Annotated in this window: 24 protein-coding genes; 10 read left to right on the forward strand and 14 right to left on the reverse strand. The window is 61.0% G+C overall.

The window, feature by feature from the left end; all coding sequences use genetic code 11:
* Window positions 1-8 precede the first annotated feature (8 nt).
* From DHB74_RS08630 to DHB74_RS08645, 4 genes are read left to right on the forward strand one after another with little or no spacing between them, the layout of a single operon-like run.
* On the forward strand, window positions 9-926 hold the full coding sequence (locus DHB74_RS08630; RefSeq protein WP_036990569.1) for a DUF72 domain-containing protein: 918 nt from the start codon (window positions 9-11) through the stop codon (window positions 924-926).
* A complete protein-coding gene (locus DHB74_RS08635; RefSeq protein WP_136869302.1) occupies window positions 923-1,711 on the forward strand; it encodes an endonuclease/exonuclease/phosphatase family protein in 789 nt (262 codons plus the stop codon). Before DHB74_RS08630 ends, DHB74_RS08635 begins: the two co-directional genes overlap by 4 nt.
* A complete protein-coding gene (clsB, locus tag DHB74_RS08640; RefSeq protein ID WP_499161217.1) occupies window positions 1,711-2,943 on the forward strand; it encodes a cardiolipin synthase ClsB in 1,233 nt (410 codons plus the stop codon). Before DHB74_RS08635 ends, clsB begins: the two co-directional genes overlap by 1 nt.
* On the forward strand, window positions 2,940-3,911 hold the full coding sequence (locus DHB74_RS08645) for a lysylphosphatidylglycerol synthase domain-containing protein (protein ID WP_036990571.1): 972 nt from the start codon (window positions 2,940-2,942) through the stop codon (window positions 3,909-3,911). Before clsB ends, DHB74_RS08645 begins: the two co-directional genes overlap by 4 nt.
* Before the next feature lie 15 nt (window positions 3,912-3,926).
* Here the strand turns inward: DHB74_RS08645 and DHB74_RS08650 are convergent, their stop codons facing one another.
* On the reverse strand, window positions 3,927-4,556 hold the full coding sequence (locus DHB74_RS08650; RefSeq protein ID WP_036990572.1) for a hypothetical protein: 630 nt from the start codon (window positions 4,554-4,556) through the stop codon (window positions 3,927-3,929).
* Window positions 4,553-5,851: a sialidase family protein gene (locus DHB74_RS08655; protein WP_235818275.1), complete on the reverse strand. Its 1,299-nt coding sequence runs from the start codon at window positions 5,849-5,851 to the stop codon at window positions 4,553-4,555. Before DHB74_RS08655 ends, DHB74_RS08650 begins: the two co-directional genes overlap by 4 nt.
* A 258-nt stretch (window positions 5,852-6,109) precedes the next feature.
* On the opposite strand from DHB74_RS08655, the gene DHB74_RS08660 reads away from it, so the two are divergent.
* From DHB74_RS08660 to lipA, 3 genes are all read left to right on the forward strand, one after another.
* Window positions 6,110-7,390, forward strand: a complete 1,281-nt coding sequence (locus tag DHB74_RS08660) for a lytic murein transglycosylase (protein ID WP_280165454.1) — start codon at window positions 6,110-6,112, stop codon at window positions 7,388-7,390.
* Window positions 7,391-7,579: 189 nt separating this feature from the next.
* Window positions 7,580-9,157, forward strand: coding sequence for a TerC family protein (locus DHB74_RS08665; protein WP_280165453.1), 1,578 nt, complete (start codon window positions 7,580-7,582; stop codon window positions 9,155-9,157).
* A 190-nt stretch (window positions 9,158-9,347) separates the two neighbouring features.
* Window positions 9,348-10,397: a lipoyl synthase gene (gene lipA / locus DHB74_RS08670; protein WP_499161218.1), complete on the forward strand. Its 1,050-nt coding sequence runs from the start codon at window positions 9,348-9,350 to the stop codon at window positions 10,395-10,397.
* Between the two features lie 150 nt (window positions 10,398-10,547).
* Here lipA and lipB read toward each other — a convergent pair whose 3' ends face one another.
* From lipB to DHB74_RS08725, 11 genes are read right to left on the reverse strand one after another with little or no spacing between them, the layout of a single operon-like run.
* Window positions 10,548-11,171 (reverse strand): lipoyl(octanoyl) transferase LipB, encoded by a 624-nt coding sequence (lipB, locus tag DHB74_RS08675; RefSeq protein ID WP_499161219.1) that lies wholly within the window; start codon window positions 11,169-11,171, stop codon window positions 10,548-10,550.
* Window positions 11,171-11,446: an HP0495 family protein gene (locus DHB74_RS08680; RefSeq protein WP_036990578.1), complete on the reverse strand. Its 276-nt coding sequence runs from the start codon at window positions 11,444-11,446 to the stop codon at window positions 11,171-11,173. Before DHB74_RS08680 ends, lipB begins: the two co-directional genes overlap by 1 nt.
* A gap of 10 nt (window positions 11,447-11,456) precedes the next feature.
* On the reverse strand, window positions 11,457-12,647 hold the full coding sequence (locus DHB74_RS08685; protein WP_074780348.1) for a D-alanyl-D-alanine carboxypeptidase family protein: 1,191 nt from the start codon (window positions 12,645-12,647) through the stop codon (window positions 11,457-11,459).
* A gap of 59 nt (window positions 12,648-12,706) precedes the next feature.
* Window positions 12,707-13,615, reverse strand: a complete 909-nt coding sequence (locus DHB74_RS08690; protein WP_136869298.1) for a septal ring lytic transglycosylase RlpA family protein — start codon at window positions 13,613-13,615, stop codon at window positions 12,707-12,709.
* Window positions 13,612-14,628, reverse strand: a complete 1,017-nt coding sequence (gene mltB / locus DHB74_RS08695) for a lytic murein transglycosylase B (protein WP_499161220.1) — start codon at window positions 14,626-14,628, stop codon at window positions 13,612-13,614. Before mltB ends, DHB74_RS08690 begins: the two co-directional genes overlap by 4 nt.
* A gap of 29 nt (window positions 14,629-14,657) precedes the next feature.
* Complete coding sequence (gene rodA, locus DHB74_RS08700) at window positions 14,658-15,800, reverse strand: rod shape-determining protein RodA (protein ID WP_036990581.1); 1,143 nt, start codon at window positions 15,798-15,800, stop codon at window positions 14,658-14,660.
* The gene (gene mrdA / locus DHB74_RS08705) at window positions 15,797-17,686 is read right to left on the reverse strand and encodes a penicillin-binding protein 2 (protein ID WP_136869297.1); all 1,890 of its coding nucleotides are present in this window, start codon (window positions 17,684-17,686) and stop codon (window positions 15,797-15,799) included. The genes rodA and mrdA overlap by 4 nt, the downstream gene beginning before the upstream one ends.
* 3 nt (window positions 17,687-17,689) lie before the next feature.
* Complete coding sequence (gene rlmH, locus DHB74_RS08710; RefSeq protein ID WP_499161221.1) at window positions 17,690-18,157, reverse strand: 23S rRNA (pseudouridine(1915)-N(3))-methyltransferase RlmH; 468 nt, start codon at window positions 18,155-18,157, stop codon at window positions 17,690-17,692.
* 6 nt (window positions 18,158-18,163) lie between these two features.
* Window positions 18,164-18,523, reverse strand: coding sequence for a ribosome silencing factor (gene rsfS / locus DHB74_RS08715; RefSeq protein ID WP_036990584.1), 360 nt, complete (start codon window positions 18,521-18,523; stop codon window positions 18,164-18,166).
* A gap of 20 nt (window positions 18,524-18,543) precedes the next feature.
* Entirely contained in the window at window positions 18,544-19,182 is a 639-nt protein-coding gene (nadD, locus tag DHB74_RS08720; protein WP_036990585.1) for a nicotinate-nucleotide adenylyltransferase, read from the reverse strand.
* Window positions 19,179-20,444 carry a glutamate-5-semialdehyde dehydrogenase gene (locus DHB74_RS08725; protein WP_074780335.1) on the reverse strand — a complete coding sequence of 422 codons (1,266 nt, stop codon included), beginning with the start codon at window positions 20,442-20,444 and terminating at the stop codon, window positions 19,179-19,181. The genes nadD and DHB74_RS08725 overlap by 4 nt, the downstream gene beginning before the upstream one ends.
* Window positions 20,445-20,525: 81 nt before the next feature.
* On the opposite strand from DHB74_RS08725, the gene DHB74_RS08730 reads away from it, so the two are divergent.
* From DHB74_RS08730 to DHB74_RS08740, 3 genes are all read left to right on the forward strand, one after another.
* Window positions 20,526-21,248 (forward strand): DNA-3-methyladenine glycosylase, encoded by a 723-nt coding sequence (locus tag DHB74_RS08730; protein ID WP_407920281.1) that lies wholly within the window; start codon window positions 20,526-20,528, stop codon window positions 21,246-21,248.
* Window positions 21,233-22,462, forward strand: coding sequence for a DedA family protein (locus tag DHB74_RS08735; protein WP_499161222.1), 1,230 nt, complete (start codon window positions 21,233-21,235; stop codon window positions 22,460-22,462). Before DHB74_RS08730 ends, DHB74_RS08735 begins: the two co-directional genes overlap by 16 nt.
* 150 nt (window positions 22,463-22,612) lie before the next feature.
* Entirely contained in the window at window positions 22,613-23,068 is a 456-nt protein-coding gene (locus DHB74_RS08740) for a MaoC family dehydratase (protein ID WP_036990588.1), read from the forward strand.
* A gap of 117 nt (window positions 23,069-23,185) precedes the next feature.
* Here the strand turns inward: DHB74_RS08740 and DHB74_RS08745 are convergent, their stop codons facing one another.
* Window positions 23,186-23,674 (reverse strand): sn-glycerol-3-phosphate transporter, encoded by a 489-nt coding sequence (locus DHB74_RS08745; protein ID WP_499161223.1) that lies wholly within the window; start codon window positions 23,672-23,674, stop codon window positions 23,186-23,188.
* Between the last annotated feature and the right edge of the window lie 416 nt (window positions 23,675-24,090).

The following is a 24,090-nucleotide window of genomic DNA, read 5'->3' on the forward strand; positions in this document are numbered from 1 at the left end:
CTGTCCCCATGAGCAGTGATATCCGTATTGGCATTTCCGGCTGGCGTTATGAACCCTGGCGCGGCGACTTCTACCCCGAAGGTCTGCTGCAGCGCCGGGAGCTGGAGTATGCCTCGCGCACGGTCAGCAGCATCGAGATCAACGGCTCCTTCTATGCCCTGCAAACCCCGGAGCGGTTCAGCAACTGGCGCGACAGCACACCGGATGATTTCGTGTTCAGCGTCAAGGCGCCCCGCTATATCACCCATGTCAAACGTCTGCGCGAGCTGGATGAGCCGCTGGCCAACTTCTTCGCCTCCGGGCCGCTGCAACTGGAGCGCAAGTTGGGCGCCTTTCTCTGGCAGTTCCCGCCCAGCTTTCGCTATGACCCAGCCCTGTTCACTGAGTTGTTCGAACAGCTGCCGCGCACCTTCGGCGAGGCCGTCCAATGCGCCGCGCGCAGCCCCCGCTTTCCCGCGCCAGAGGGGCTAACTACAGGAGCCAAAACCCGCCTGCGCCATGCAGTGGAAATTCGCCACCGCAGCTTCATGCAGGAGGGCTTCATCGAGCTGCTACGCAAGCATCGGATCGCCCTGGTGGTCGCGGATACCGCAGGCAAATGGCCGCTGGTGGAGGAGCTGACCGCCGATTTCATGTACCTGCGTTTGCATGGCGACAAGGAGCTGTATAGCAGCGGCTACGATGATTCGGCGCTGGACGACTGGGCGCGCCGCATCCGCGCCTGGGCCGGCGGCAAACAGCCGGAAGGTGCCCGCCGACTATCCGAACAGGGGGATAGTTCAAGCGCCGAGCGCGACATCTATTGCTACTTCGATAACGACATCAAGGTCCGCGCGCCCTATGACGCGCGCCAGCTTCTGGAGAAGCTAGGGCGCGCCGAGGGACTGGAAATCAAGCCGGGCCAGCTGCCGGAGCGTTTTCTGTGACCCCATTGAGCTCCACCCAGGAACATCTCACCAACCGGGCGCCCACGGTCCATTCATTGAAGGTGCTGACCATCAATACGCACAAGGGTTTCAGCTGGCTGAACCGGCGCTTCATCCTGCCGGAGCTGCGCGACGCCGTGCGCACCCTGTCTGCGGATGTGGTGTTTCTTCAGGAAGTGTTGGGCAACAACGATCGCCATGGTCGCAACATCGATAACTGGCCGGATGCGCCTCACTATGAATACCTGGCCGATACCATCTGGCCCCAGTTCGCCTACGGCCGCAATGCGGTATATCCCGAAGGGCACCATGGCAATGCGTTGCTGTCCAAATTTCCGATACTGCACTACGAGAATCTGGATGTATCTATCAGTGGCACCGAAGAGCGTGGCTTACTGCATGCCATCCTCGACGTGCCGGGCCAGGCGGACCTGCATGCCATCTGTGTGCATCTGGGCCTGTGGGAACGCCACCGTCGGCGTCAGTTGCGCCTATTGTGCCGACTGCTCGACGAGTTGCCGCCGGACGATCCGGTAATCGTTGCCGGAGACTTCAATGATTGGCTCAAGCGCGCCGGAGACAGGCTGGACAGATGCGGTCTCAAAGAGGCCTTCGTCACCGCCAACGGGTCGCCGGCGAAGAGTTTTCCGGCGCAATGGCCAGTGCTGTGTCTGGACCGGATTTATGTCCGCAACCTGACAACCCATGGACCGGAAACGCTTTACCGGCGCCCCTGGTCACACCTGTCGGACCATGCGCCACTGTCTGTCGAGGTACGTTTCTGATGAGACCCGTCTGGCGTGAAGGCAATGATGCAGACCTGCTGATCAACGGCGAGGAGTTCTTTCCTCGCGTGTTCGAACGTATCCGCAACGCCCGCAAGGAGGTGTTGCTGGAGACCTTCATCATTCTGGAAGACAAGGTTGGCAAGGAGCTGCAGCGAGCATTGATCAGCGCCGCGAGCAATGGCGCCCATGTGGAAGTCATCGTCGATGGCTACGGCACCGTGGACCTGAGTAACGAGTACATCGGCGAGATGATCGAAGCCGGCATCCGGGTGCATGTATTTGATCCCCAGCCCAAGCTAATGGGCATGCGCACCAACCTCTTCCGCCGCCTGCATCGCAAAATCGTGGTGGTAGACAGCGAGGTGGCCTTTGTCGGCGGCATCAATTTCACTGCCGTGCATCTGGGGGATTATGGTCCAGGTGCCAAACAGGACTACGCCGTGGAAGTACGCGGGCCGGTGGTCAGCGATATCCGCCATGCCAGCCTCAATCTGTTCCGTCATGCCCGCCGTGAACTACCGTTGCCGCTGAACCCGGAAGACCGCGCGCGCGCGCGCCACGCCGGCGCCGCCTGGATCATGCTGGCGATCCGCGACAACAATCGCCACACCTCCGACATCGAAGATCAATATCTACGTGCCATACGCTCGGCCAACCACCGCCTGGTGATCGCCAACGCCTATTTCTTTCCCGGTTATCGCATGCTGCGCGAATTGCGCAACGCTGCCCGCCGTGGCGTGCACGTCACGCTCATTCTGCAGGGTGAACCGGACATGCCCTGGGTACGTCATTGTTCGACCTTTCTCTACAGCTACCTCCTGCGCAGCGGCGTGGTCATCCACGAATATTGCAAACGCCCATTGCACGGCAAGGTGGCGCTGATGGACCGGGAATGGGTGACGGTGGGCTCCAGCAATCTGGACCCCCTGAGCCTGTCGCTGAACCTGGAGGGCAACCTGTTCATCCGCGATCCGCAGCTCAACCAGCGGCTGTACAACCACCTGCAATCTCTGGCCAATAAGCACTGCGATGAGATCACCGCGGCCAAGGCTACTCGTGGCTTCTGGTGGCGAGCGCCGATGACCTTTCTGTTCTTCCACTTTCTGCGGCATTTTCCGGCCATTGCCGGCAGCCTGCCCGCCCACACCCCGCGCCTGGAGCCGCTCCTGCCTCAGGACGACCCCGCGGAGGAAGAGCTCGCCACTCTCGAACAGGAGAAGTTGCTTTGAGCGACGAACACGAATCCGCACCTGGCAATCCCTGGTTGCGCTGGGGCAAGCGTGTGCTGACCCTGTTCTTCTTCATCGCCATCCCGGTATTGCTGTATATGCAATTGCGCAATACCGACTGGCAGGCCGTGGGCGGGGCACTACGCGATTATCCGCTATGGGTAGTGGCGGCTGCCGTCGGCGTCGCGCTGCTGAGCTATCTGACCTACTGTAGCTTTGATCTCTTGGGCCGGTACTATACCGGGCACCGCTTGCCGATTCGCCAGGTGATCCCCCTGGTTTTCGTCTGCTATGCGTTCAATCTCAACCTCAACGCCCTGGTGGGCGGCGTGGCGCTGCGCTTTCGGCTGTATTCACGACTGGGGCTGGATATACCGACCATCGCCCGGGTCTTCAGCCTGAGCATCATCACCAACTGGCTGGGCTATCTGTGGTTGGCCGGCTGCGTCTTCGCAATGGGCTGGGTAAAGCTACCGGCGGGTTGGGCGGTGGGGAATGGTGGTTTGCGGGTGATCGGGGTGGCAATGATCATAGCCGCCGTCATCTATGTGCTGGCCTGCGCCTTCTCGCGCAAGCGCAGTTGGCAGATACGCGGCCAGACCATCGAACTGCCGTCCTGGCAATTGGCGCTGGTCCAGGCCGCGGTGGGCGCACTCAACTGGTCGCTGATGGCACTGATCATCTGGTTGCTGCTACCCCCCGAGGCATTCTATCCCGGGGTTCTGGGGGTGCTGCTGATCAGCAGCATCGCCGGGGTCATCACCCACATTCCCGCCGGTCTGGGTGTGCTGGAAATGATCTTTCTCACCCTGCTACAAGATGAACTGCCGAGAAGCAGCCTGCTGGCAGCGTTGATTGGCTATCGGGCAGTTTATTTTCTGCTGCCACTGAGCGTGGCAGTCGCCATCTATCTGGTATTGGAAAAACGCGCCAAGGCCATGCGCAGCGCCAATCGACAGGCCGCTTGAGCGCTGCGCTCGGGTTCAGTCCAACCCGTCATCCAACTGCGGGACCGGCGTGAGCGCGCCACGCCGCCACCGGCGCATGGCACCAACCGCGTTGCCCAGTAGCATGGCAATGGCGAAGAGCGCGACGAAGGGGTCGATCAGATAGTCCCAGTAGTTTTCCGAGGCCTTGATATCGAGGGTGAAAGCCAGCGTTGCCAACGTCAGCATGAAGACACCCAACCAATTGCCCAGCAGCAGAAGTGCCAGCGTCAATGCGCCAATCAGCACGATCAGCGACCGGGGCGAGTAACCCCAGCTGTAGGTGTCCAGCATGCCCACACCCATGGAAGCGGGATAGAGCACCACCCCCAGCACTGCAAACACCGACCACAACTGCCAGGTAGCCGAGGCCGAGCGGCCACGCGTCCAGCCCAGGCGCAACGCCGCACCGGCCAGCAGCCAGAGCATGGCGGTGATCGACAACTCGTCGGTCAGCCCACGCAGATAGCCTGCCAGGGACAACCCGCCGGGCAACGGCACCATGCCCACCAGCAGCACGCCGATCAGCAGTAGAGCGCGATAGCGCTGGGGCAGCCGACCACTGGGCAGCAGCAGGAATACCAACAAGGCGAAACTCAGGCAGGATTGCACACTAATCGGAATCATAGCTGCGCCTCCAGCCACGCATCGTTGAAGGCTACATGCTTGATGAAGCTGTTATTCCAGGCATAGACCAGGTGATAACGGCCATCGGTGGCCCGGATCATGTAGGGATATTCGTATTCGAAGTCGCACATGCCGTCGTGGCACATGCGCTGGTCGATCTCCCGCAGATAGCCGGTCAACAGTTGCTGACGCGATGTGCCGCTGGAGTCGAGAAACTTCTTGCGCATCAGCTCTTCATACCTGACCCGCGGAAAAGGCTTGCCGTCGGGGTCCGGGGAGGCGTCCAGCGAGGCTACCAGCGACCACTCGGTAAGATTGTTGGTGGCTTCATCCAGGCTCAGCTTGAATCGCCCATCGAGCAAGTTGTTCTGCGCCACCAACAAACTGCCCGACCCCGAGCGCACTGCAGCGAGGGAAGTGTTGGGGTTCCATGGTGCAACGGGCCATTCCGGCTGCCAGGTTCGTCCGGCATCCTCGGTCACGGTTGCCAGCACATGCCCTTCGCGCCCGGCATGACGCAGCAGCGCCACGGCCCGCTTGCCATCCAGGGGCACCACCGTAGGCTGCAGGGAATTCGTACCATCGGCGATACGGAATTTGTCGACGACCCGCCCCTGGGCGTCCAGATATAGGTATTCCGGAAATTTGCCAAGGAATTCGTGGTACACCGGCACGCCGATCGAGCCGTCTTCATGGAACACCGGCGCGGAGCGGACCAGGGTGCTGATATTCACGAAAGGAGTAGTTACCAGCTGGCGGGGTTTCGACCAGGTGACGCCAAGATCATCGGACACCATGGCATTGACTGCGCTGCCTGCCCAGCCGCCTACCGACACCGAGACATAGAACAGCCACAGGCGTTCATCCGGGGAAAATGCGATCACCGGGTTGCCCAGCTTGCGAATGGGTTTACCGATGGCACGACGGGTCATTTCCCGGGTCACCAGTACCCGTTCTTCGCCCCAGGTGCCCGTGACGGCATCGAACCGCGCGCCACGAATATCCACATCAGCAGCACCTTCCCGGGAGCCGGCGAACCATGCCGCCATGAGGTCACCACCGGGCAAAGCCGCTACGGAAGGCGAATGAACGAACTCGTCCAGGTCCGATGACGCGAAACCCTGCTGAAATTCAGCTTCCTGATCCACCTGCGCAGTATTGAAGTCAGCGGCGGGAAAAGGCGAGAAATCCGACATCTCATAAGCCGGATGCAGCGACCAGGCTGCAAGAAAAACACCCAGCACGGCGGGAATCGCCAGCATCCGCCATCGACTGGTATTACTGTTCCATTGCATTGTTCTAGTTCTTCATGTCCTGTTGTGTCTGCAGCGTCGAACGCCCCCGAATATGCGCAAACAGCCTGGCTGCAAAACGACATCCGTGGATAGTACCAGCCCCTTTGCCCGATCGACATATTTTTATCTTTCGACTCGACCAAGGAACCTGGAGCGGTCGGCGCCCTCCAACAGCAATACAACATCAGGCCCGGCGGTTCGCCCTTGCGTAGGTGCGTGCTACAGTGGGCCGGAATCTGAATCTGTCGGAACCGATACATGCGCAATCAGCCCATTCGTTTCAGCACCCTGTGCCGCAATCTTCTTGCGGTGGCCGCCGGTCTGCTGGTCCTGTCCGCCTGCGGTGAGAACCGTCTGGAAGCCTCGGTTCAGCCGGGCGTGAACACCGCCAGAGCTGAAGCAGACAACCTTACCTTCAGCCAATGGCGTGATGGCTTTCGCGCCCAGGCACTGGCCAGCGGCATCGATGCCCGGCTGTTCGACCAGGCATTCCATGACATCGGACCTGATCCGGCAGTACTGAAGGCCGATCAGAGTCAGCCCGAATTCACTCGGCCAGTCTGGGAGTACCTGGACGGGGCCTTGTCCACGCAACGCCAGGCCACCGGGCGTCTGATGCTGACACGTCATGCCGGTATCCTGCAGGAGATCGAGGCGCGTTATGGCGTGGACCGGCATATTCTGGTTGCCATCTGGGGCCTGGAAAGCAATTTCGGCAGCAATATGGGCGATCGCTCGGTCATTCGCTCGTTGGCCACCCTCGCTCACCAGGGCCGCCGCTCCGACTTCGCCCAGGCCCAACTGCTGGCCGCTCTGGAAATTCTGCAACGGGGCGACATCACCGTCGATGGCATGACCGGCTCCTGGGCCGGCGCCATGGGGCAAACCCAGTTCATTCCCACTACCTACAACGACCACGCAGTGGATTTCGATGGCAATGGCAAGCGTGACATCTGGCATACCGAAGCCGATGCCCTCGCCTCCGCCGCGAACTATCTGCGCGATTCCAACTGGCAATCCGGTGCGCCCTGGGGCATGGAAGTACGCCTGGGCGAGGGTTTCGACTATGCCTTGGCGGACATGTCCATCCGCAAACCCTTGTCCGAGTGGGCCGGTCTCGGCGTGACCGACGCCCGTGGTCGCCCGCTGACCGGCCAGCCGAGCACCGAGGCCACGCTGGTACTGCCCGCCGGCCATCGCGGCCCGGCGTTTCTGGCGATGAACAATTTCCGCAGCATTCTGCGCTACAACAACTCCACCAGCTATGCCCTGGCCATCGGGCTGTTGGCGGAACGTTTGCAGGGCCGCGGCACGATTCAAGCCAGTTGGCCGACCGATGACAAACCGTTGTCACGCACCGAACGTCTGGAGCTGCAGGAACATCTGCAAGCTCAGGGCTACGAGCCCGGCAGCGTTGATGGCATCATCGGTGCCAATACCCGCCAGGCAATACGGCGTCTGCAGATTGCCCTGGGCTGGCCGGCCGACGGCTACCCCGATCAACAGCTGCTGAAAGCCCTGCGCCATCGGACAAACTGACAGACGGCAACAAATATCAGTTTGTCCGATAACCGAAGAAGGCGTATAAGGATCTTTCCATAAGCCACTGGTTTACCGTTTTGAACTCTGTCCCTCCCCGAACAAACGCGATGACAGACCGTCTTCGCACCCCATCTTCACAATCAATCCCCGCAGTTGCACTGCCCCAGACCTCCAAGGAGGCCGTCCATGTTCGAATGGCTGGCTGATCCTACCGTCTGGGCAGGCCTGTTCGCGCTGATCGCCCTGGAAATCGTTCTTGGTATCGACAACCTGGTATTCATCGCCGTTCTGGCGGAGAAGTTGCCGCCGCACCAACGTGACAAGGCACGGATCCTCGGCCTGTCTCTGGCGCTGATCATGCGCCTGTTGCTGTTGATGAGCATCGCCTGGCTGGTGACCCTGACCAATCCGCTATTCCACTTCGGTGAGCATGCCGTATCAGCGCGCGATCTGATCATGCTGGCGGGCGGCCTGTTTCTGCTGTTCAAGGCCACTATGGAGCTGCATGAGCGCCTGGAAGGCCGCCAGCACAGCAGCGGCGCACGTCTGGCCTATTCCAGCTTCGGTGTGGTGGTAACCCAGATCGTTATCCTTGATGCGGTGTTTTCCATCGACTCGGTGGTCACCGCTATCGGCATGGCCGACGAGCTGGCGGTAATGGCCATTGCCATGATCGTAGCCATGGCCGTGATGCTGCTGGCCAGCAAGCGCCTCACCCGCTTTGTGAATGCCCACCCGACCTTGATCATCCTGTGTCTGGGCTTTCTGTTGATGATCGGCTTCAGCCTGGTCGCCGAAGGGGTTGGCCTGCATATACCCAAGGGGTATCTGTATGCCGCTATCGGCTTCTCGATCATGGTCGAGTTCTTCAACCAACTGGCCCGCCACAATAAGCAGAAATGGCTGGACAGTGGCGGCAGCCTGCGTGAGCGCACCGCCCACAACATTCTGCGCCTGCTGGGCAAGGGTGACAGCGCCGAACAGGTGTCCGATGAAGGCTTTACCGGCGAGGATAGTTCGGCACCGGTATTCCATGAGAATGAACGGGACATGATTCGCGGTGTACTCAGCCTGGCCGATACCAACATCAAGGCACTGATGACACCGCGTCGCGAGGTGCATGCGCTGGACCTGAGTACCAGCCTGGACGAACAACGTCAGCAACTGCTGGATTCGCCCTATTCGCGTCTGGCAGTGATCCGTGATGGCAAACATGACGAACCGCTGGGCATAGTGCAGAAGAAGACGCTGCTCGATGCCATCCTGCGGGGCAGCGAGCTGCAGTTCGAGCAGTATATCGAGCAGCCTGTCGTGCTATTCGAGACCCAGAACGCGATCAAGGCGCTGGAAGCCTTCCGTCATGAGGGCAAGCAGATGGCGTTCGTGGTCGATGAGTTCGGTACTCTGGAGGGCATCGTCAGTCTGACCGACATCATGGAAGCCATCGCCGGGGAACTGCCCGAGGTTGAACAGGGCATGGATTTGACGCCCAGCGTGATCGAAATCGGACCGGGTCGCTATGAGGCCGACGCCAGCGAAAACCTGGAAGAGATCAACCGCCAGCTACCCGAGCCATTGCCGCGCAGCCAGCTGTATACCACTCTGGCCGGCCTGATCCTCAATCAGCTTGAACACATGCCCGAGCAGAATGAGCTGCTGAACGTCGAAGGCTGGCAGATGCGCATCCTCGAGATCGAGCATATGCGCATCGCCCGGGTCGAACTGACGCGGCTGGACGAAGTAGGCGGTCAGTCACGCGACTGACCGTTTCCGCCGCACCCAGAAGTAACAACCACTTGTTGGTGCGGCGGCTTTGGCCGCGAATAGCACCGCCAGCCCGATCTACGCCCTCCCCCCACACCTACAGCGCCTGTGGTAAACTGCTCCGTGGCTACAAGCCAGCCCGTGTCCGCGCACACTCCCATGGAGCCTCTACCAGGAGCCCTGAATCCCGATGTCTGACAGCACGCCAACCAACGTTGCCAGTGGTGAAAAATTCCGCAATGCCCAAGGTATTGCCGCCATCAAGGATGGCCAGAAGCGCCGTGCCAACGCCGAACCCACAGTATTTGAACCCAAACCCAAGTGGCTGCGTGTCAAGGCGCCGGCGGGTGATCGGTTCGAGGCGGTCAAGCGCAACGTTTCTGAGCACCGTCTGAGCACCGTCTGTCAGGAATCACACTGCCCGAACATGGGCGAGTGCTGGTCCAACGGTACTGCCACCATCATGCTGATGGGCTCGGTATGTACTCGCGCCTGCCGCTTCTGCGCCGTGGACACCGGCAACCCCAACGGCTGGCTGGATCTCGAGGAGCCGGAGAATACCGCCAAGTCGGTCGAACTCATGGCGCTACGCTATATCGTGCTCACCTCGGTGGACCGCGACGACCTGGACGACGGTGGTGCCAGTCATTACGCCGCGTGCGTACGCGCCATCAAGCAGCGTACACCGCAGGTAGTGGTCGAGGCCCTGACGCCGGACTTCGACGCTGACCTGGCCGCAGTGGAACTGGTGGTCGACTCCGGGCTGGAGGTTTTCGCCCAGAACGTTGAGACCGTTGAACGACTGACCCGGGAAGTACGTGATCCGCGCTCCGGCTATGGCAAGACCCTGAAGGTGCTGGAGCACGCCAAGCGCCATCGCCCTCAGGTGTTGACCAAGACCAGCCTGATGGTTGGCCTGGGTGAAACCGATGAGGAGATCCTGCAGACCTTCGATGAACTGCGGGCCATTGGCGTGGATATCGTCACCCTCGGCCAATACCTGCAACCCACCCGCAATCACCTGCCCGTCAAGCGCTGGGTCAGCCCCGAGGAGTTCAATCGTTACCGTGAACTGGGTCTGGCCAAGGGCTTCATGGAAGTCGCTTCCGGGCCGCTGGTACGCTCCAGCTACCGTGCCGACCGGGTATTCGAGAAGAACAATCTCGGATTGGCCGCCCCTATTCCGGTACCGGGGCAGGACGTCGATAGCAACCTGATCCCGACTCTGAATCTCAGATAACCAGGACGCCGCCGAGGATAGCCTGGGAGATTCGAGCACCAGCTCGTACCAAATCAGCCGACACCGTCGGGGTTACCGGCAGGCTGCGCATCGAGTCCGATCGCGGCCTGCGGGCTCGACCTTCCCAGGATGGGAAAAAGATGTAACGATCTACGCCTGCGGAAACCCGAGCTGCTTGCGCAGCGCCTGTTCCAGCCGCTGCGCCACCTCTTCGATGCTCACCGGCTGCGCTACCAGCTCACTGAGCTGGACCATTTGCAAGCCACTGTAACCACAAGGGTTGATGCGCTGGAACGGCTGCATGTCCATGTCCACATTCAGCGCCAGACCATGGAACGAGCAACCACGGCGCACGCGCAGGCCCAGTGAAGCGATTTTCGCACCGTTCACATATACGCCCGGCGCATCGGGCTTCGGCGCTGCTTCCACGTCATAAGACGCCAGCAGATCGACCAAGCTCCGCTCCATGGCGGTGACCAGCTCGCGCACACCCAATCCCAGGCGCCGCAGGTCCAGCATCAGATAGCCGACCAATTGGCCCGGGCCATGATAGGTTACCTGGCCACCGCGCTCGACCTGGATCACCGGGATATCCCCCGGCGCCAGCAAGTGCTCCGCCTTGCCAGCCTGTCCCTGGGTGAAGACCGCCGGATGCTGCAGCAACCAGATTTCATCAGGGGTATCGGCATCACGCTCGGCGGTCAGCTTACGCATGGCCTCCAGCGTGGGCTGGTAATCCACCAGCCCGAGAGCTCGGACGATCAGCTCCGACATCACAGCACCATATGCACGTGGCCGGTGGCCTTGAGATCAGCATGCAACTGCTGCAGCTGCTGCTCGCCGGTTGCCGTCATCACCAGCCGCAGGGATTGAAAGCGACCGTTCTTGCTGTCTTGCACTACCAGCTTGTCGGCATCCAGCGCAGCGTCGTGCTGCCTGACCACTGCCAGTACCAGCTCGATGACGCCGTCACCGGCACTGCAGATGATCTTGATCGGGTACTGGCAAGGAAACTCGATCTTCGGCGCTTCAGGAGTCTTGTCGCTCATGGCGAAGTCCTCAGTTGAACAGGCCGTAGAAAAACAGGCGGATGCTGTCCCACAGGCGACCGAACAGACCGGCTTCTTCCACATCAGCCAGAGCTACCAGCGGGGCGGTATGGACCACCTCTTCACCCAGCTTGACTTCGACCTGACCCAGCACGTCGCCCGCAGCGATCGGCGCCTTGATAACCGGATTCATTGTAACACCCGCTTCCAGCTTGTCGGCCTGCCCCTTGGGCAGAGTCAGCACCAGACCTTCAGCCAGACCGGCATCCACCTGGTCAGCCTGCCCGGCCCAGACCCGCGCCGGCGCAACCACCTGGCCCGGCTGATAGAAACTCTTGGTCTCGAAGAAACGGAAGCCCCAGGTCAGCAGCTTCTGGGTTTCAGCAGCGCGAGCCTGTTCGCTGACAGTCCCCATCACCACCGAGATCAGGCGCATGCCATCGCGCTCAGCCGAGGCCACCAGACAGTAACCAGCTTCCTCGGTATGGCCGGTCTTCAGGCCATCCACCGACTTGTCACGCCACAGCATGAGGTTGCGATTGGGCTGGCGAATACCATTCCAGACGTATTCCTTTTCCTTGTACAACTTGTAGTGCTCGGGATCGTCGTTGATGATCGCCTTGGCCATGATGGCCATATCCCGGGCGCTGGAGTAATGATTCTCCGACGGCAGGCCGGAGGCGTTCTCGAAATGGGTATTGACCATGCCCAGACGCTTGGCATGGCTGTTCATCAGATCGGCAAAGGAGTCCTCGCTGCCGGCGATGTGCTCGGCCATCGCAACGCTGGCGTCATTGCCCGACTGGATGATGATGCCCCGCAGCAGGTCAATCACCGGCACCTGGTTGCCCACCTCGATGAACATCTTCGAGCCACCCATGCGCCAGGCCTTTTCACTGATCAGCACCTGATCGGTTTCCTTCAACTGGCCGCGTAGAATCTCCATGCTGGCAATATAGCTGGTCATCATCTTTGTCAGACTGGCCGGCGGCAGCGGCTGGTCAGCATTGTGTTCGACCAGGACCTTGCCACTATCGGCGTCAATCAATAGATAGCTCGAGGCAGCGACTGTTGGTGCCGGCGGCATCAGCGGGGCGGCAGCCTGGGGTTGCGGCTGCGGTTGCGGCGTCTGAGCCAGGGCTGCCGGGACGAGCAGCACAGCGCTGGAAATCAACAGGGTGTGAATGAATTTTTTAAACATGATGCTCACTGTCTTGGAAAATGTGGAACGCAAGGGGCCGTTGGCAGACAACGGCAATATCAATTGGCGCTGACCAGCGACGGGTTGCCAAGATTGGCCAGGCGCAATGTCTCCATCAGCCTTTCTGCCTCGGCATGATCACTTACTGGCCCGAGCCGGACCCGATGCAACGTACGGGAATCCTGCTCTATCGGGGTAACAAAGACCGGCGCACTGACCATGCCCTGCAATTGGCTACGTAACTGCTCGGCCGCCTGGTCAGAGGCAAAGGCGCCAACCTGAAGGTACAACCCGGCGCTCGCTACCACTGTGGCCGGTGCCGGGCTGGCTGCCGCCGCAGTTGGCGCCGCCGATGGCTGCGCCTTGACCAGATAACCGGGGTTGTTCTGCTGTTGCCAGACCACCGGGTCAATACCCTCCACCCGCACCCGCGCCACGCCCTTCTCGGCGAAGCCCAGCTTGACGGCGCCAGCGTAGGACAGGTCGATGATACGGTCTGAGTGAAACGGTCCACGGTCATTAACCCGCACGATGATGCTGCGGTCATTATCCACATTGGTCACACGGACATAGGTCGGCAACGGCAGGGTCTTGTGGGCGGCGGTCATGCCATACAGGTCGTAGGACTCACCGTTGGCGGTCAACTGGCCATGAAACTTGGTGCCATACCACGACGCCAGACCGGTCTCGCGGTAATTGCGGCCGTCCTTCATCGGGTTGTAGTTGCGCCCCAGCACCCGATAGGGCGAGGCCTTGTACGCGCCGGTATGGGGTACCGGGACCGCGTCCGGAATTTGCGATACATCCTGAAAATAATCCGGCGCACCATCCTGGGCTGGGCGCGGCTTGCTGGCGCTGGCTGTGTCACCCTGGCCCTGCTGCACCGGCGACGATGAGCAGGCGCTCAGCAGCGCCAACAGCAGACAGACGACGGCAACGCCCGGGCCGTTGCGCAATGGCTTGTTCATTGGTCCCTCGCTTCCCTTATCAGGTCGGCCAACTGATGCACGACCATAGCGTACATGACGCTCCGATTGTACCGGGTAATGACATGCAGGTTGTTCAGACCCAGCCAATACTGTTTATGTTCCCCGGCGTCGAACTCGAAGGCCATCACCTCAGTAGCGTCATCCAGCTCCTGCTGCGGAGTCCAGCCCAGGCGCTTCAGTTCGCCGACGCTGATCTTCGCCTCCAGACCGCGGTCCAGGGTAAACCCCTTGGCGAAATCATCCCCCGAAACTTCGGCGGCAATCGCCACATCAGCGCCGTGCTGCCACTTGTGCTCGGCGAAGTAATTGGCCGCACTGCCAATGGCATCGACCGGATTGTTCCAGATATCCGCCACCCCGTCGTCATCGAAGTCGACAGCAAAGGCCTGGTAGCTGCTGGGAATGAACTGCGGATACCCCATGGCGCCGGCGTAGGAGCCGGTCAGTTCAAGCGGATCGACCTGCTGCTCGCGGGTTAGCACCAGAAAGGACTTGAGCTGACGACGAAAGAAGTCTGCCCGCGGCGGATAATCGAAGCCCAGAGTGGTCAGCGCATCGATCACCCGATGGCTGCCCTTGTTGCCGCCATAGAATGTTTCGACACCGAGAATAGCCAGAATCACCTCCGGTTCAACACCGTACACTTCCTCGGCTCTGGCCAGCGCGTCGGCGTGCTGGTTCCAGAACGCCACGCCCTCCTTCACCCGTCGATCAGTGATGAAGATCTTGCGGTACTCGTGCCACGGCCGAACCCGCTCGGCAGGCCGGGCGATAGCCTCAAGAATAGCGTCCTTGCGCTCGGCCTGTGCCAGCAATCGGCGTACATGCTCGGAGTTGAAGCCGTACTCGCTGCGCATCTCCTCGACAAAGGGGTCAACCGCCGGATGTTCCGCGGTATAGGGTCCAGCGGCGAGCAGCGCGGGACTGAACCCGGCGGTCAGCAACGCTCCCAGTGCATTGTGGCGCAACCAACCTGAAACGCGATCAAACATGAGCAATCCCGACCTCCCAAGATAATTTTTCATCTCTGAGTCATCCACTTTCGGTGCGTGTGAATGGACATCAGGATGCCGAAGCCAACCAGCAGCGTAATCAACGAGGTGCCGCCGTAGCTGATCAGCGGCAAGGGTACGCCGACCACGGGCAGCAGACCACTGACCATACCGATATTAACGAATACGTAGACAAAAAACGTCAGCGTGATGCTGCCCGCGAGCAACTTGCTGAAACTTTCCTGGGCATGGTGGGTGATATACAACCCACGAGCGATGATCAGCAGATAGACGAACAGCAGCAGCGCCACCCCGACCAGCCCGAACTCCTCGGCCAATACGGCGATGATGAAGTCGGTATGGCCTTCTGGCAGAAAGTCCAAGTGTGACTGGGTGCCCTGCAACCAGCCCTTGCCGAACACACCGCCCGAACCGATCGCCGCCTTGGACTGAATGATGTTCCAGCCCGCGCCCAGCGGATCGCTTTCCGGATTGAGAAAGGTCAATACCCGTTGTTTCTGATAGCCATGCATGACGAAAAACCACATGGCTGCCGCTCCCGGCACCAATAACAGTATTGATCCGAGAATGTAGCGCCAGCGCAGCCCTGCCAGCAGCAGCCCGAAGAGACCCGAGGCGGCAATCAGCAGGGTCGTCCCCAGGTCTGGCTGCTTGAGAATCAGCACCACCGGCACCAGGATGATCAACAAACAGACACACACATGCTTGAAACGCGGCGGCATCTCCCGCCGCCCAAGGTACCAGGCGACGCTCATGGGCATCACCAGCTTCATGATTTCCGATGGCTGGAAAGTGATCAATCCGGGGATCCTGATCCAGCGCTGTGCACCCTTGGCTTCGGTACCGACCAGTAGTACCAGCAGGAGCAGAAATACCGATATCAGATAGGCCGGCGGCAGCCAGCGCTCCATCAAGCGAGGCTTGAACTGGGCAACGCAGATCATCGCCGCCAAACCAATCGCGTAATGCGCCCCCTGCCGATAGACCATCGCCATGCTCTTGCTGCTGGCGGAATAGAGGACGAAACCGGCCACACCGGCCAGCACCAATACCAGCAGTAACAACCAGGGATCGACATGCAACCGCATCCACCAGGGCTCGCGACGCAGCCCCCGCGAATCAGGCGGAGAGATACCGGCCAGCGGCTTCATGGTGCTTCCTCCATGACGTTATCGGCCTCAGGATCATCCGTCTCGGGAGACGGCTCGGGTTCCAGCAGCCAGGCGTCGAACAGCGCACGGGCCACTGGCGCCGCCACCCGGCCTCCGGACTCGCCGTTCTCGACCATGACTGCAACAGCAATCTGCGGATCATCCAACGGTGCAAAGCCAACAAACAGAGCGTGGTCCCGATGCCGCTCCTTCAGCGCTTCGGAATCGTAACGCGCGCCCTGGGCAATGGCGACCACCTGGGCGGTACCGGTCTTGCCCGCCATACGATAGGGTGCGCCGGCGGCGGCAGCGCGGGATGTGCCCCGCTCACCGTGCATCACCTCCTCCATGGTCTTGATAATGAAGTCCCAGTCGTCCGGGTTCTTCAACACCACGTCCGGCGGCGTATCCTCTTCATCCGGCGGTAGTCCGTCTGCGGTCATCAGCATGCGCGGACGCTTCCACACACCGCGATTGGCAATCAGCGCGGTGGATTGGGCCAATTGCAACGGCGTAGTCAGCATATAGCCCTGGCCGATCCCGGTAATCAACGTTTCTCCCGGATACCAGGGCTGGCGGCGCGAAGCCCGTTTCCATTCACGCGAGGGCATCAGGCCGGCCGTTTCCTCGAACATGTCCAGCGATACCCGGCTGCCCAGACCGAACTGGCTCATGAATTCATGCATGCGATCGATGCCCAGCTTGTGCGCCAGATCGTAGAAGTAGGTGTCATTGGAACGGGCCATGGCCAGCTTCATATCCACCCAGCCATCCCCGTAACGGTTCCAGTTGCGGTATTTATGGCTGTTGTTTGGCAACTGATAAAACCCTGGATCGTAGACTCGGGCTGTACGCGTGGTTACTCCATAATCCAGGCCAGCCAGCGCCACGATTTGCTTGATCGTCGAACCGGGCGGGTAAAGTCCGCGCAGCACGCGGTTGAATAGCGGCTGGTCGAGGGAGTCGCGCAGCGCGCCGTAATCGGCATGGCTGATGCCGGTGACGAACAGGTTCGGGTTGAACGCCGGCTGGCTGACGAATGCCAGCACCCCACCGGACTTCGGCTCGATGGCGACCACCGCACCCCGGCGGTTGCCCAGCGCCTGCTCCGCGACGGCCTGCAAATCACTGTCCAGATGCAGGGTCAGGTCCCTGCCGGATACCGGCTCGGTACGCTTGAGCACCCGCAGTACGCGACCGCGCGCGTTGGTTTCCACCTCTTCATAGCCGACCTTGCCATGCAGCAGATCCTCATAGAAGCGCTCTACCCCGGTCTTGCCGATATAGTGCGTGCCGGCATAGGCCACCGGATCAATGCGCTCCTGTTCCCGCTCGTTGATCCGCCCGACATAGCCGACGGAGTGGGCGAAATGCTCGGCCTGCGGATAATGCCGCACGAAACTGGCTTGCACATCGATGCCCGGCAAACGGAACTGGTTCACCGCGATACGGGCGATCTGCTCCTCGGTCAGGTTGAACATCACCGGTACCGCTTCGAAGGGCCGGCGCGCCTGCTGCAGCCGTCGGCGCAGTTGTTCGATATCATCATCGCCCAGCTGCAGCAGTTCGCGCAGCAGCTCGATGGTGGCGTCGAGATCGGTGGTTCGCTCACGCGTAATGCTCAGGCTGAAACTGGGCCGGTTCTCGGCCAGCACCACCCCATTGCGATCATGGATCCGACCGCGCGCCGGCGGGATCGGCTGCACGTGCACCCGGTTGTTCTCGGACAGGGTGGAATGATGCTCGTACTGCACCACTTGCAGCCAGTACATGCGTGCCAGCAAGCCGAAAGCCAACAACAGAATGAACAGCACCGCGAGAATGATTCTGCGCTGTACTATCCCCGCGTCATTGAGGTGGTCCTTGATGCGAATCGGCTTGGCCATGTATCACTTGTGGTATGGGTGGCGGTTCAGAATGGTCCAGGCGCGATACAACTGCTCAGCGAGCAGGATGCGTACCAATGGATGGGGTAAGGTCAGCGGCGACAACGACCAGCGCTGGTCGCTGCGAGCAGCAACCTCGCTGGCCAGACCTTCCGGGCCACCCACCATCAGGTTGACTGTGCGGGCGTCCAGCCGCCAGCTTTCCAGCTGCCCGGCCAACGCCTCGGTAGACCAGGGCCGACCTTCGACCTCAAGCGTAACGATTCGTTCGCCGGGCTGCGTGACCGCCAGCATCTGCTCGCCTTCGCGGCGCATCAGCCGGGCGACATCCGCGTTCTTGCCACGGGTGGCCAGCGGAATCTCTACCAGCTCCAGCGGCAAGTCGGCAGGCATACGCTTGGCATACTCCTGATAGCCCTGCTCAACCCAACGCGGCATACGTGACGCCACGCTGATCAGGCGAATACGCAAGGAGCCTTACTCCGCGGTCGGTTGTTGCTGCGCCCGACGGGATTCAGCGCTCTGCCAGAGGCGCTCCAGATCATAGAACTGTCGAGTGGCCGGCTGCATGACATGCACCACGATGTCACCCAGGTCCACCAGCACCCACTCGCCGGAGTCCTTGCCTTCCACGCCCAGCGGACGCGCGCCCGCCGCCTTGGCTTTTTCAATAACGTTATCGGCCAGTGCACTCACCTGGCGGTTGGAGTTACCGCTGGCGATGAACATGTAATCGGTTACGCCGGTCAGCTCACGCACATCAATGCGCACCACGTCCTTGGCCTTGAGCTCGTCCAACGCGTCTTCTACTGCCTTGATCAGATCTTCAATCTGCATAATGGTGTTCAATTCCTCAATCAGGGCCGGTACAGCCCATTGGTTTCAATATAGCCAAGCACCGAATCGGGTAACAGAAATCGCGGAGAGCGCCCTGCCTGGATCAGTGAGCGGATATGGGTGGCCGATATGGCCAGGGGTGTTTGTGCCAGACAGAGAATCTCGCCATGGGCCGCTTGCATGGCCGACGGGTCGCCCACACTGCGCGCCGCCAGCAGATCCTTGAGTACTTCCGGCAATTCCTGGTCCTGCTCAGGACGCTGCAGCACGACCAGACTGGCGAGCTGCAATAGATCTTCCCACCGGTGCCAGCCGGGCAGACCGCTGAAGGCATCCCAGCCGACGATCAGAAACAGGGTGGCATTGTCGCCTAACTCGGTACGCAATGACTCCAGCGTCTCCACCGTATACGACGGACGGTCGCGTCGCAGCTCGCAGTCGTCAACCAGCAGGTTGTCATCCGACGCGGTGGCCAGGCGCACCATTTCCAGCCGCTGCGGCGCACTGGCACCGGGAATATCCCGGTGCGGCGGCGTGGCGTTGGGGATCAGCCGTAGCTCATCCAACGCCAGGCATTCACGAACCTCCACGGCGCTGCGCAGGTGTCCGAAGTGAATCGGATCAAAGGTACCGCCCAGGACACCGACACGGAGTGTCACTGACGAATATGCCCATCGCCATGGACGATATATTTTTCACTGGTCAGCCCTTCCAGACCAACCGGACCACGGGCATGCAGCTTGTCGGTGGAGATACCGATCTCCGCGCCCAGGCCGTATTCGAAACCATCGGCGAAGCGGGTCGAGGCGTTGACCATCACCGAGCTGGAGTCCACCTCGCCAAGGAAGCGTCGGGCGCGGGTAAAGTCTTCGGTGATGATCGATTCGGTATGTTGTGAGCTGTAGCGGTTGATGTGATCCATCGCCTCATCCATATCCGCCACCACCCGAATCGACAGGATCGGCGCCAGGTATTCGGTGGCCCAGTCTTCTTCGGTAGCGGCGATGGTCTGGGGCAGGATTGCGCAGGTCTGCGGGCAACCACGCAGCTCCACGCCCTTCTCGCCATACAGCGCAGCCATGCGCGGCAGGAATTGCGCGGCGACGCCTTCGTGCACCAACAGCGTCTCCATGGCGTTGCACACACCATAGCGATGAGTCTTGGCGTTCAGCGCAATAGCTTCGGCCTTGTTTAGGTCGGCGCGGTCATCCACGTAGACATGGCAGATACCATCCAGATGCTTGATCACCGGCACCCGGGCATCACGGCTGATGCGCTCGATCAGACCCTTGCCGCCACGCGGGACGATCACATCCACGTACTCCGGCATGGTGATCAGCGCGCCAACAGCAGCGCGGTCAGTGGTTTCCACCACCTGCACCACTTCCTGGGGCAGCCCGGCGGCATCCAGCCCCTGGCGGATACACTGGGCAATGGCTCGATTGGAGTGAATGGACTCAGAGCCGCCCCGCAGGATGCAGGCGTTGCCGGATTTCAGGCACAGGCTGGCGGCCTCCACGGTCACGTTCGGTCGTGATTCGTAGATGATACCGATCACGCCCAGCGGCACGCGCATGCGGCCAACCTGGATGCCCGACGGCAGGTATTTCATGTCGCGGATCGCACCAATCGGATCGGCCAGTGCCGCCACCTGGCGTAGCCCTTCGACCATACTGCGGATACCAGCCGGCGTCAGCGCCAGACGATCCAGCATGGCGTCATCCAGCCCGTTGTCGCGCCCGGCCTGCAGATCCAGCCCGTTGGCTTCGATCAGACTCGCCTCGGCGGCTTCAATAGCCTCGGCAGTGGCCAACAGGGCCCGGTTCTTGACCGCCGTGGTGGCCCGGGCGATCACGCGCGAAGCCTGCCGCGCCTGGCGTCCCAGCACGGACATGTATTCGGTTACCTGATCAGCGCTCATTTGTTCACCATCCTGCGACCAAAACGGAAAACCAGCATTATACCGGTGCCTCCAGACGCTGGACAGGGCGAACCTGCTATCATCGCTGATATGTCTGCGACCAATTCTTTCCATCGGGCACCAAACCCTCTGCCACGGGCCTTTTTCCGGCGTGACAGCCGCGAACTGGCGGTGCATTTGCTGGGCAAGGTTATCCGTCATTATCACCAGGGCCACTGGCTGTCGGCTCGTATCATCGAGACCGAGGCTTACCTGCGCGAAGAGAAAGGCAGTCATGCCTCGCTGGGCCTGACCCATTCCCGGCGCGCCCTGTTCATGGAAGCCGGCACCCTGTACATGTATTACGCCCGCGGCGGCGACTCACTGAACATCAGCGCCGCCGGCGAAGGCGACGGCGTGCTGATCAAGTCCGGCTACCCGGTGGTCGACGATATCAGCGGCCCGGACAGTCTCGCCCTGATGCAGGAACTCAACCCCGCCGCCAACGGGCAGGTGCGCCCAACAACCAGACTGTGCAACGGCCAGACCCTGCTGTGCCGTTCGCTGCACTTGAAGGTGCCCGTCTGGAATGCGCAGATACCGGACCCGGAACAGCTGCTTATCGACGACGACGGCTACCGTCCGCATCAGATCATCCAGGCCACCCGGCTGGGCATTCCGCTGGGCCGGGACGAGCATCTACCCTACCGTTTCGTCGACGCCGCCTACGCCCCCTGGTGCACCCGTAACCCTCTGGGGCGCACTCGGCAGGAAGGCCGCGATTATCAACTGATCGATGATGTGTCTGAATGGAAAGCCTGCTGAGCGGCGAGCTTATCGCCTGGCTGGGCAGCCATACCCGCTGGCTCGGGCTGGCCATCTTTCTCATTGCCATGGTCGAGTCCCTGGCGGTGGCGGGCCTGGTGGTGCCGGGGGTGGTGCTGCTGTTCGCCGCCACCGCCCTGGCTGGCGGCGGCGACCTGAGTCTTTTCGGTGCATTGGCCTGGGCTTTCTCTGGGGCCGTCTGCGGTGATTTACTGAGCTTCGCCCTGGGCCGCTGGTTTCATCAGGATATCCGCCGACTACGGATCTTTGCCCGTCATCCGCAATGGATTGACCGGGGCGAGAGCTTCTTCCGCCGCTATGGCATGTACAGCATTGTTCTGGGGCGCTTTATCGGCCCGATCCGCCCCATTATCCCAATGGTCGCCGGCATGTTCGACATGCCCGCCTGGCGCTTTCTGCTGGTCAATATCCTGTCGGCTCTGGCCTGGGCCCCAGTGTATGTACTGCCCGGCTATCTAGCCGGCAGCGCGGTCCGCTGGCCGGTGCCGGAATCCTTCTGGCATGAGGCGGGATTGTTGGCCGGCGGGCTGGCACTGCTCGGCCTGGCACTGCTGGTCCTGCTGCGCACCCAGCAACGCTGGAGCAGTCTCGCTGCAGCCGCACTCTGTCTGCTGACCATGCTCTGCCTGCCGCAGGCCGAGCCTTGGCTGACGGTAGTCTATGGCACCCTTGCCGAGTGGCTGGCCCACGCAGCCTGGCCGCGCCTGTCAGCCGTGCGGCTTGAACTGCAACCGCTGACCGGTGAAGCCTTCCTGTGGCTGCTTTACCTGCCAGTATTGGGATTGCTGGCGGTGTTGCGTCACGGCTGGCAACTGCTGTTCTTGCTGCTGTGCGCAATTCTCTGCCTGGCACTGGGCCTGCTGCCCGGGATGCATTCCACTTTGCTGGCGCTGCAATTGTCCCTGCTGCTTGGCGTGGTCCTGCTGGGCAACCGGCATCTATCGTTCTGGCTGCGCCTGAGCTGGACCTTCTACGCCGGCCCCATCTGCGCCCTACTGATTACCGCCTGGCTGCTCCTGCCCATGGCAACACCCATGGTGCTAGGCAGCGTACTGCAATCGGCCGCCGCGGTGTTGCTGGCCATCTGGCTGGTGGAACGCGGCGGACCACTGCCTCCTCTGTCGCCCCACTGGTCCATATTGGTACCTGCCTGGCCAATGGTAGCCGGCCTGCTGCTGTTGGCCGGTTTCTGAACGACCTATAGCTTTACACGCCGGTCGCGGCATTCAGCAAACCAATGGAAGCGCACACGCATTGACCCTTGCCGCACCGTCTTGCCACCATGGCTGCACCCTGTCGCTGCTCGTCGGCGCACCAACAACAATATCGCCGTGGAGAACACCATGACCACCGTAGCCGTATCCGAACTGACTTCCTTCATCGGCAAGGACCTTGGCCATTCCGAATGGCTGTTGATCGACCAGCAGCGCGTCAACCAGTTTGCCGAATGCACCGGCGATCATCAGTTCATCCATATCGACGAAGAAAAGGCCAAACAGACCCCCTTCGGCGGCACCATCGCCCACGGCTTCCTGTCCCTGTCCCTGATCCCCGCCCTGTCCGCCGGCATTTCCATGCGCCCCGAAGGCCTTAAGATGGCCGTCAACTACGGCCTGGACAGCGTCCGTTTCATCCAGCCGGTCCGCGTCGGCTCCCGCGTACGCATGCAATTGACAGTCGTGGACGTCACCGAAAAGAACCCTGGCCAGTGGCTGGTAAAATCCCGCGCGACACTGGAAATCGAAGGGGTGGACAAGCCGGCCTACATCGCCGAGACACTGGCGCTGTATTTCGTCTGACCTGAATGACGCCAGAATGATGAGCGAGTCACCTACCCTCGTCATTCTCGGCGCAGGCCGTAATGCTATTCACTTAGCCCCACCATCCTCCGCGCTACCGCGTATCCAACCCTGACACTACAAACGCACCCCAACATTGACCATGGCCGCCGCCGCACCTAAGAGCACCACATCCACCCCCACCCGCTGATAACTGGCACCGACGGACGGAATCACTGCCGGCGCCACACCAAAACGGTTGAAGGGTATCTTGTCGCGATATTCTCCCCGGTAACCATACAACAGCCCCGCAGTGAGCTTGGCATTGAAGGGCGTACCGGCAAATTCGAAACGCTTGCCGGTATAACCATACCAGGACCGCTCACCAAAAGAGTGCCGAAAGGTGGCGGCACCCCAGAGGTAACTGTCATCCCGGTGTCGCTCCAGACCGATCAGGTCCTGATTATTGTTATGGTCTGGCTGAGGATCAAAGTGCGTGGTCCAGACGCTACCCTGGATATACCAACCCTCCTCCGAATCAACGGGAGCCGCCAACTCCCTGGCCAACTCCAAAGGCCGCTGCAGCAGCCCCGGCCCACTGTCAGAGTCCTGTATGGTTGCCGGCACATCCTCCACCTGTGCTGCCTGTGCACCTGCGCTGATCAGTAATGCAACAATGCCAGGCACAAGACGCTGGATGCCATACCATGGTGTAGATGTCAGCCGTAAGACTCGGCGGGGAGAGGGAGAGTACTGGTGTAATGTCATAGCTACATGGTCGCGTGAGGTGAATAATCCAGGATGGGTGATGAAGTAGGGTCATGACATGTCGCACGGGACAAGTTCACGGCCTCCAACCTTACCAGCTCTTGCCCCGCTCCCCTGCATTTGCCATCATCGCCAACACCTCGCCCTACCGGAACAAGGATTTTCCCGTGCCCCATGCTGACACCAGCCCCCCGCCCATGGCGCACCCGCAGAGCCATTGCCCGCTCTGGTAAACCTGTCCGAGCGCTTACGCAGCGGTACCTGCCATATCGGCA

The sequence above is a fragment of the Pseudomonas sp. G11-1 genome (genome assembly GCF_024031555.1).
In the GTDB taxonomy this organism is placed as follows: domain Bacteria; phylum Pseudomonadota; class Gammaproteobacteria; order Pseudomonadales; family Pseudomonadaceae; genus Halopseudomonas; species Halopseudomonas bauzanensis.

What these genes read in the sequence shown, in the direction of transcription:
- lipA (WP_499161218.1), top strand. Translation starts at nt 9,348, where the DNA reads ATGTCTGACAGCACGCCAACCAACGTTGCCAGTGGTGAAAAATTCCGC.
- DHB74_RS08725 (WP_074780335.1), bottom strand. Translation starts at nt 20,444, where the DNA reads ATGAGCGCTGATCAGGTAACCGAATACATGTCCGTGCTGGGACGCCAG.
- DHB74_RS08740 (WP_036990588.1), top strand. Translation starts at nt 22,613, where the DNA reads ATGACCACCGTAGCCGTATCCGAACTGACTTCCTTCATCGGCAAGGAC.
- DHB74_RS08655 (WP_235818275.1), bottom strand. Translation starts at nt 5,851, where the DNA reads ATGCAATGGAACAGTAATACCAGTCGATGGCGGATGCTGGCGATTCCC.
- mltB (WP_499161220.1), bottom strand. Translation starts at nt 14,628, where the DNA reads ATGTTTGATCGCGTTTCAGGTTGGTTGCGCCACAATGCACTGGGAGCG.
- DHB74_RS08660 (WP_280165454.1), top strand. Translation starts at nt 6,110, where the DNA reads ATGCGCAATCAGCCCATTCGTTTCAGCACCCTGTGCCGCAATCTTCTT.
- DHB74_RS08630 (WP_036990569.1), top strand. Translation starts at nt 9, where the DNA reads ATGAGCAGTGATATCCGTATTGGCATTTCCGGCTGGCGTTATGAACCC.
- DHB74_RS08685 (WP_074780348.1), bottom strand. Translation starts at nt 12,647, where the DNA reads ATGTTTAAAAAATTCATTCACACCCTGTTGATTTCCAGCGCTGTGCTG.
- DHB74_RS08665 (WP_280165453.1), top strand. Translation starts at nt 7,580, where the DNA reads ATGTTCGAATGGCTGGCTGATCCTACCGTCTGGGCAGGCCTGTTCGCG.
- mrdA (WP_136869297.1), bottom strand. Translation starts at nt 17,686, where the DNA reads ATGGCCAAGCCGATTCGCATCAAGGACCACCTCAATGACGCGGGGATA.
- rsfS (WP_036990584.1), bottom strand. Translation starts at nt 18,523, where the DNA reads ATGCAGATTGAAGATCTGATCAAGGCAGTAGAAGACGCGTTGGACGAG.
- DHB74_RS08690 (WP_136869298.1), bottom strand. Translation starts at nt 13,615, where the DNA reads ATGAACAAGCCATTGCGCAACGGCCCGGGCGTTGCCGTCGTCTGTCTG.
- DHB74_RS08650 (WP_036990572.1), bottom strand. Translation starts at nt 4,556, where the DNA reads ATGATTCCGATTAGTGTGCAATCCTGCCTGAGTTTCGCCTTGTTGGTA.
- rodA (WP_036990581.1), bottom strand. Translation starts at nt 15,800, where the DNA reads ATGAAGCCGCTGGCCGGTATCTCTCCGCCTGATTCGCGGGGGCTGCGT.
- DHB74_RS08680 (WP_036990578.1), bottom strand. Translation starts at nt 11,446, where the DNA reads ATGAGCGACAAGACTCCTGAAGCGCCGAAGATCGAGTTTCCTTGCCAG.
- DHB74_RS08735 (WP_499161222.1), top strand. Translation starts at nt 21,233, where the DNA reads ATGGAAAGCCTGCTGAGCGGCGAGCTTATCGCCTGGCTGGGCAGCCAT.
- clsB (WP_499161217.1), top strand. Translation starts at nt 1,711, where the DNA reads ATGAGACCCGTCTGGCGTGAAGGCAATGATGCAGACCTGCTGATCAAC.
- lipB (WP_499161219.1), bottom strand. Translation starts at nt 11,171, where the DNA reads ATGTCGGAGCTGATCGTCCGAGCTCTCGGGCTGGTGGATTACCAGCCC.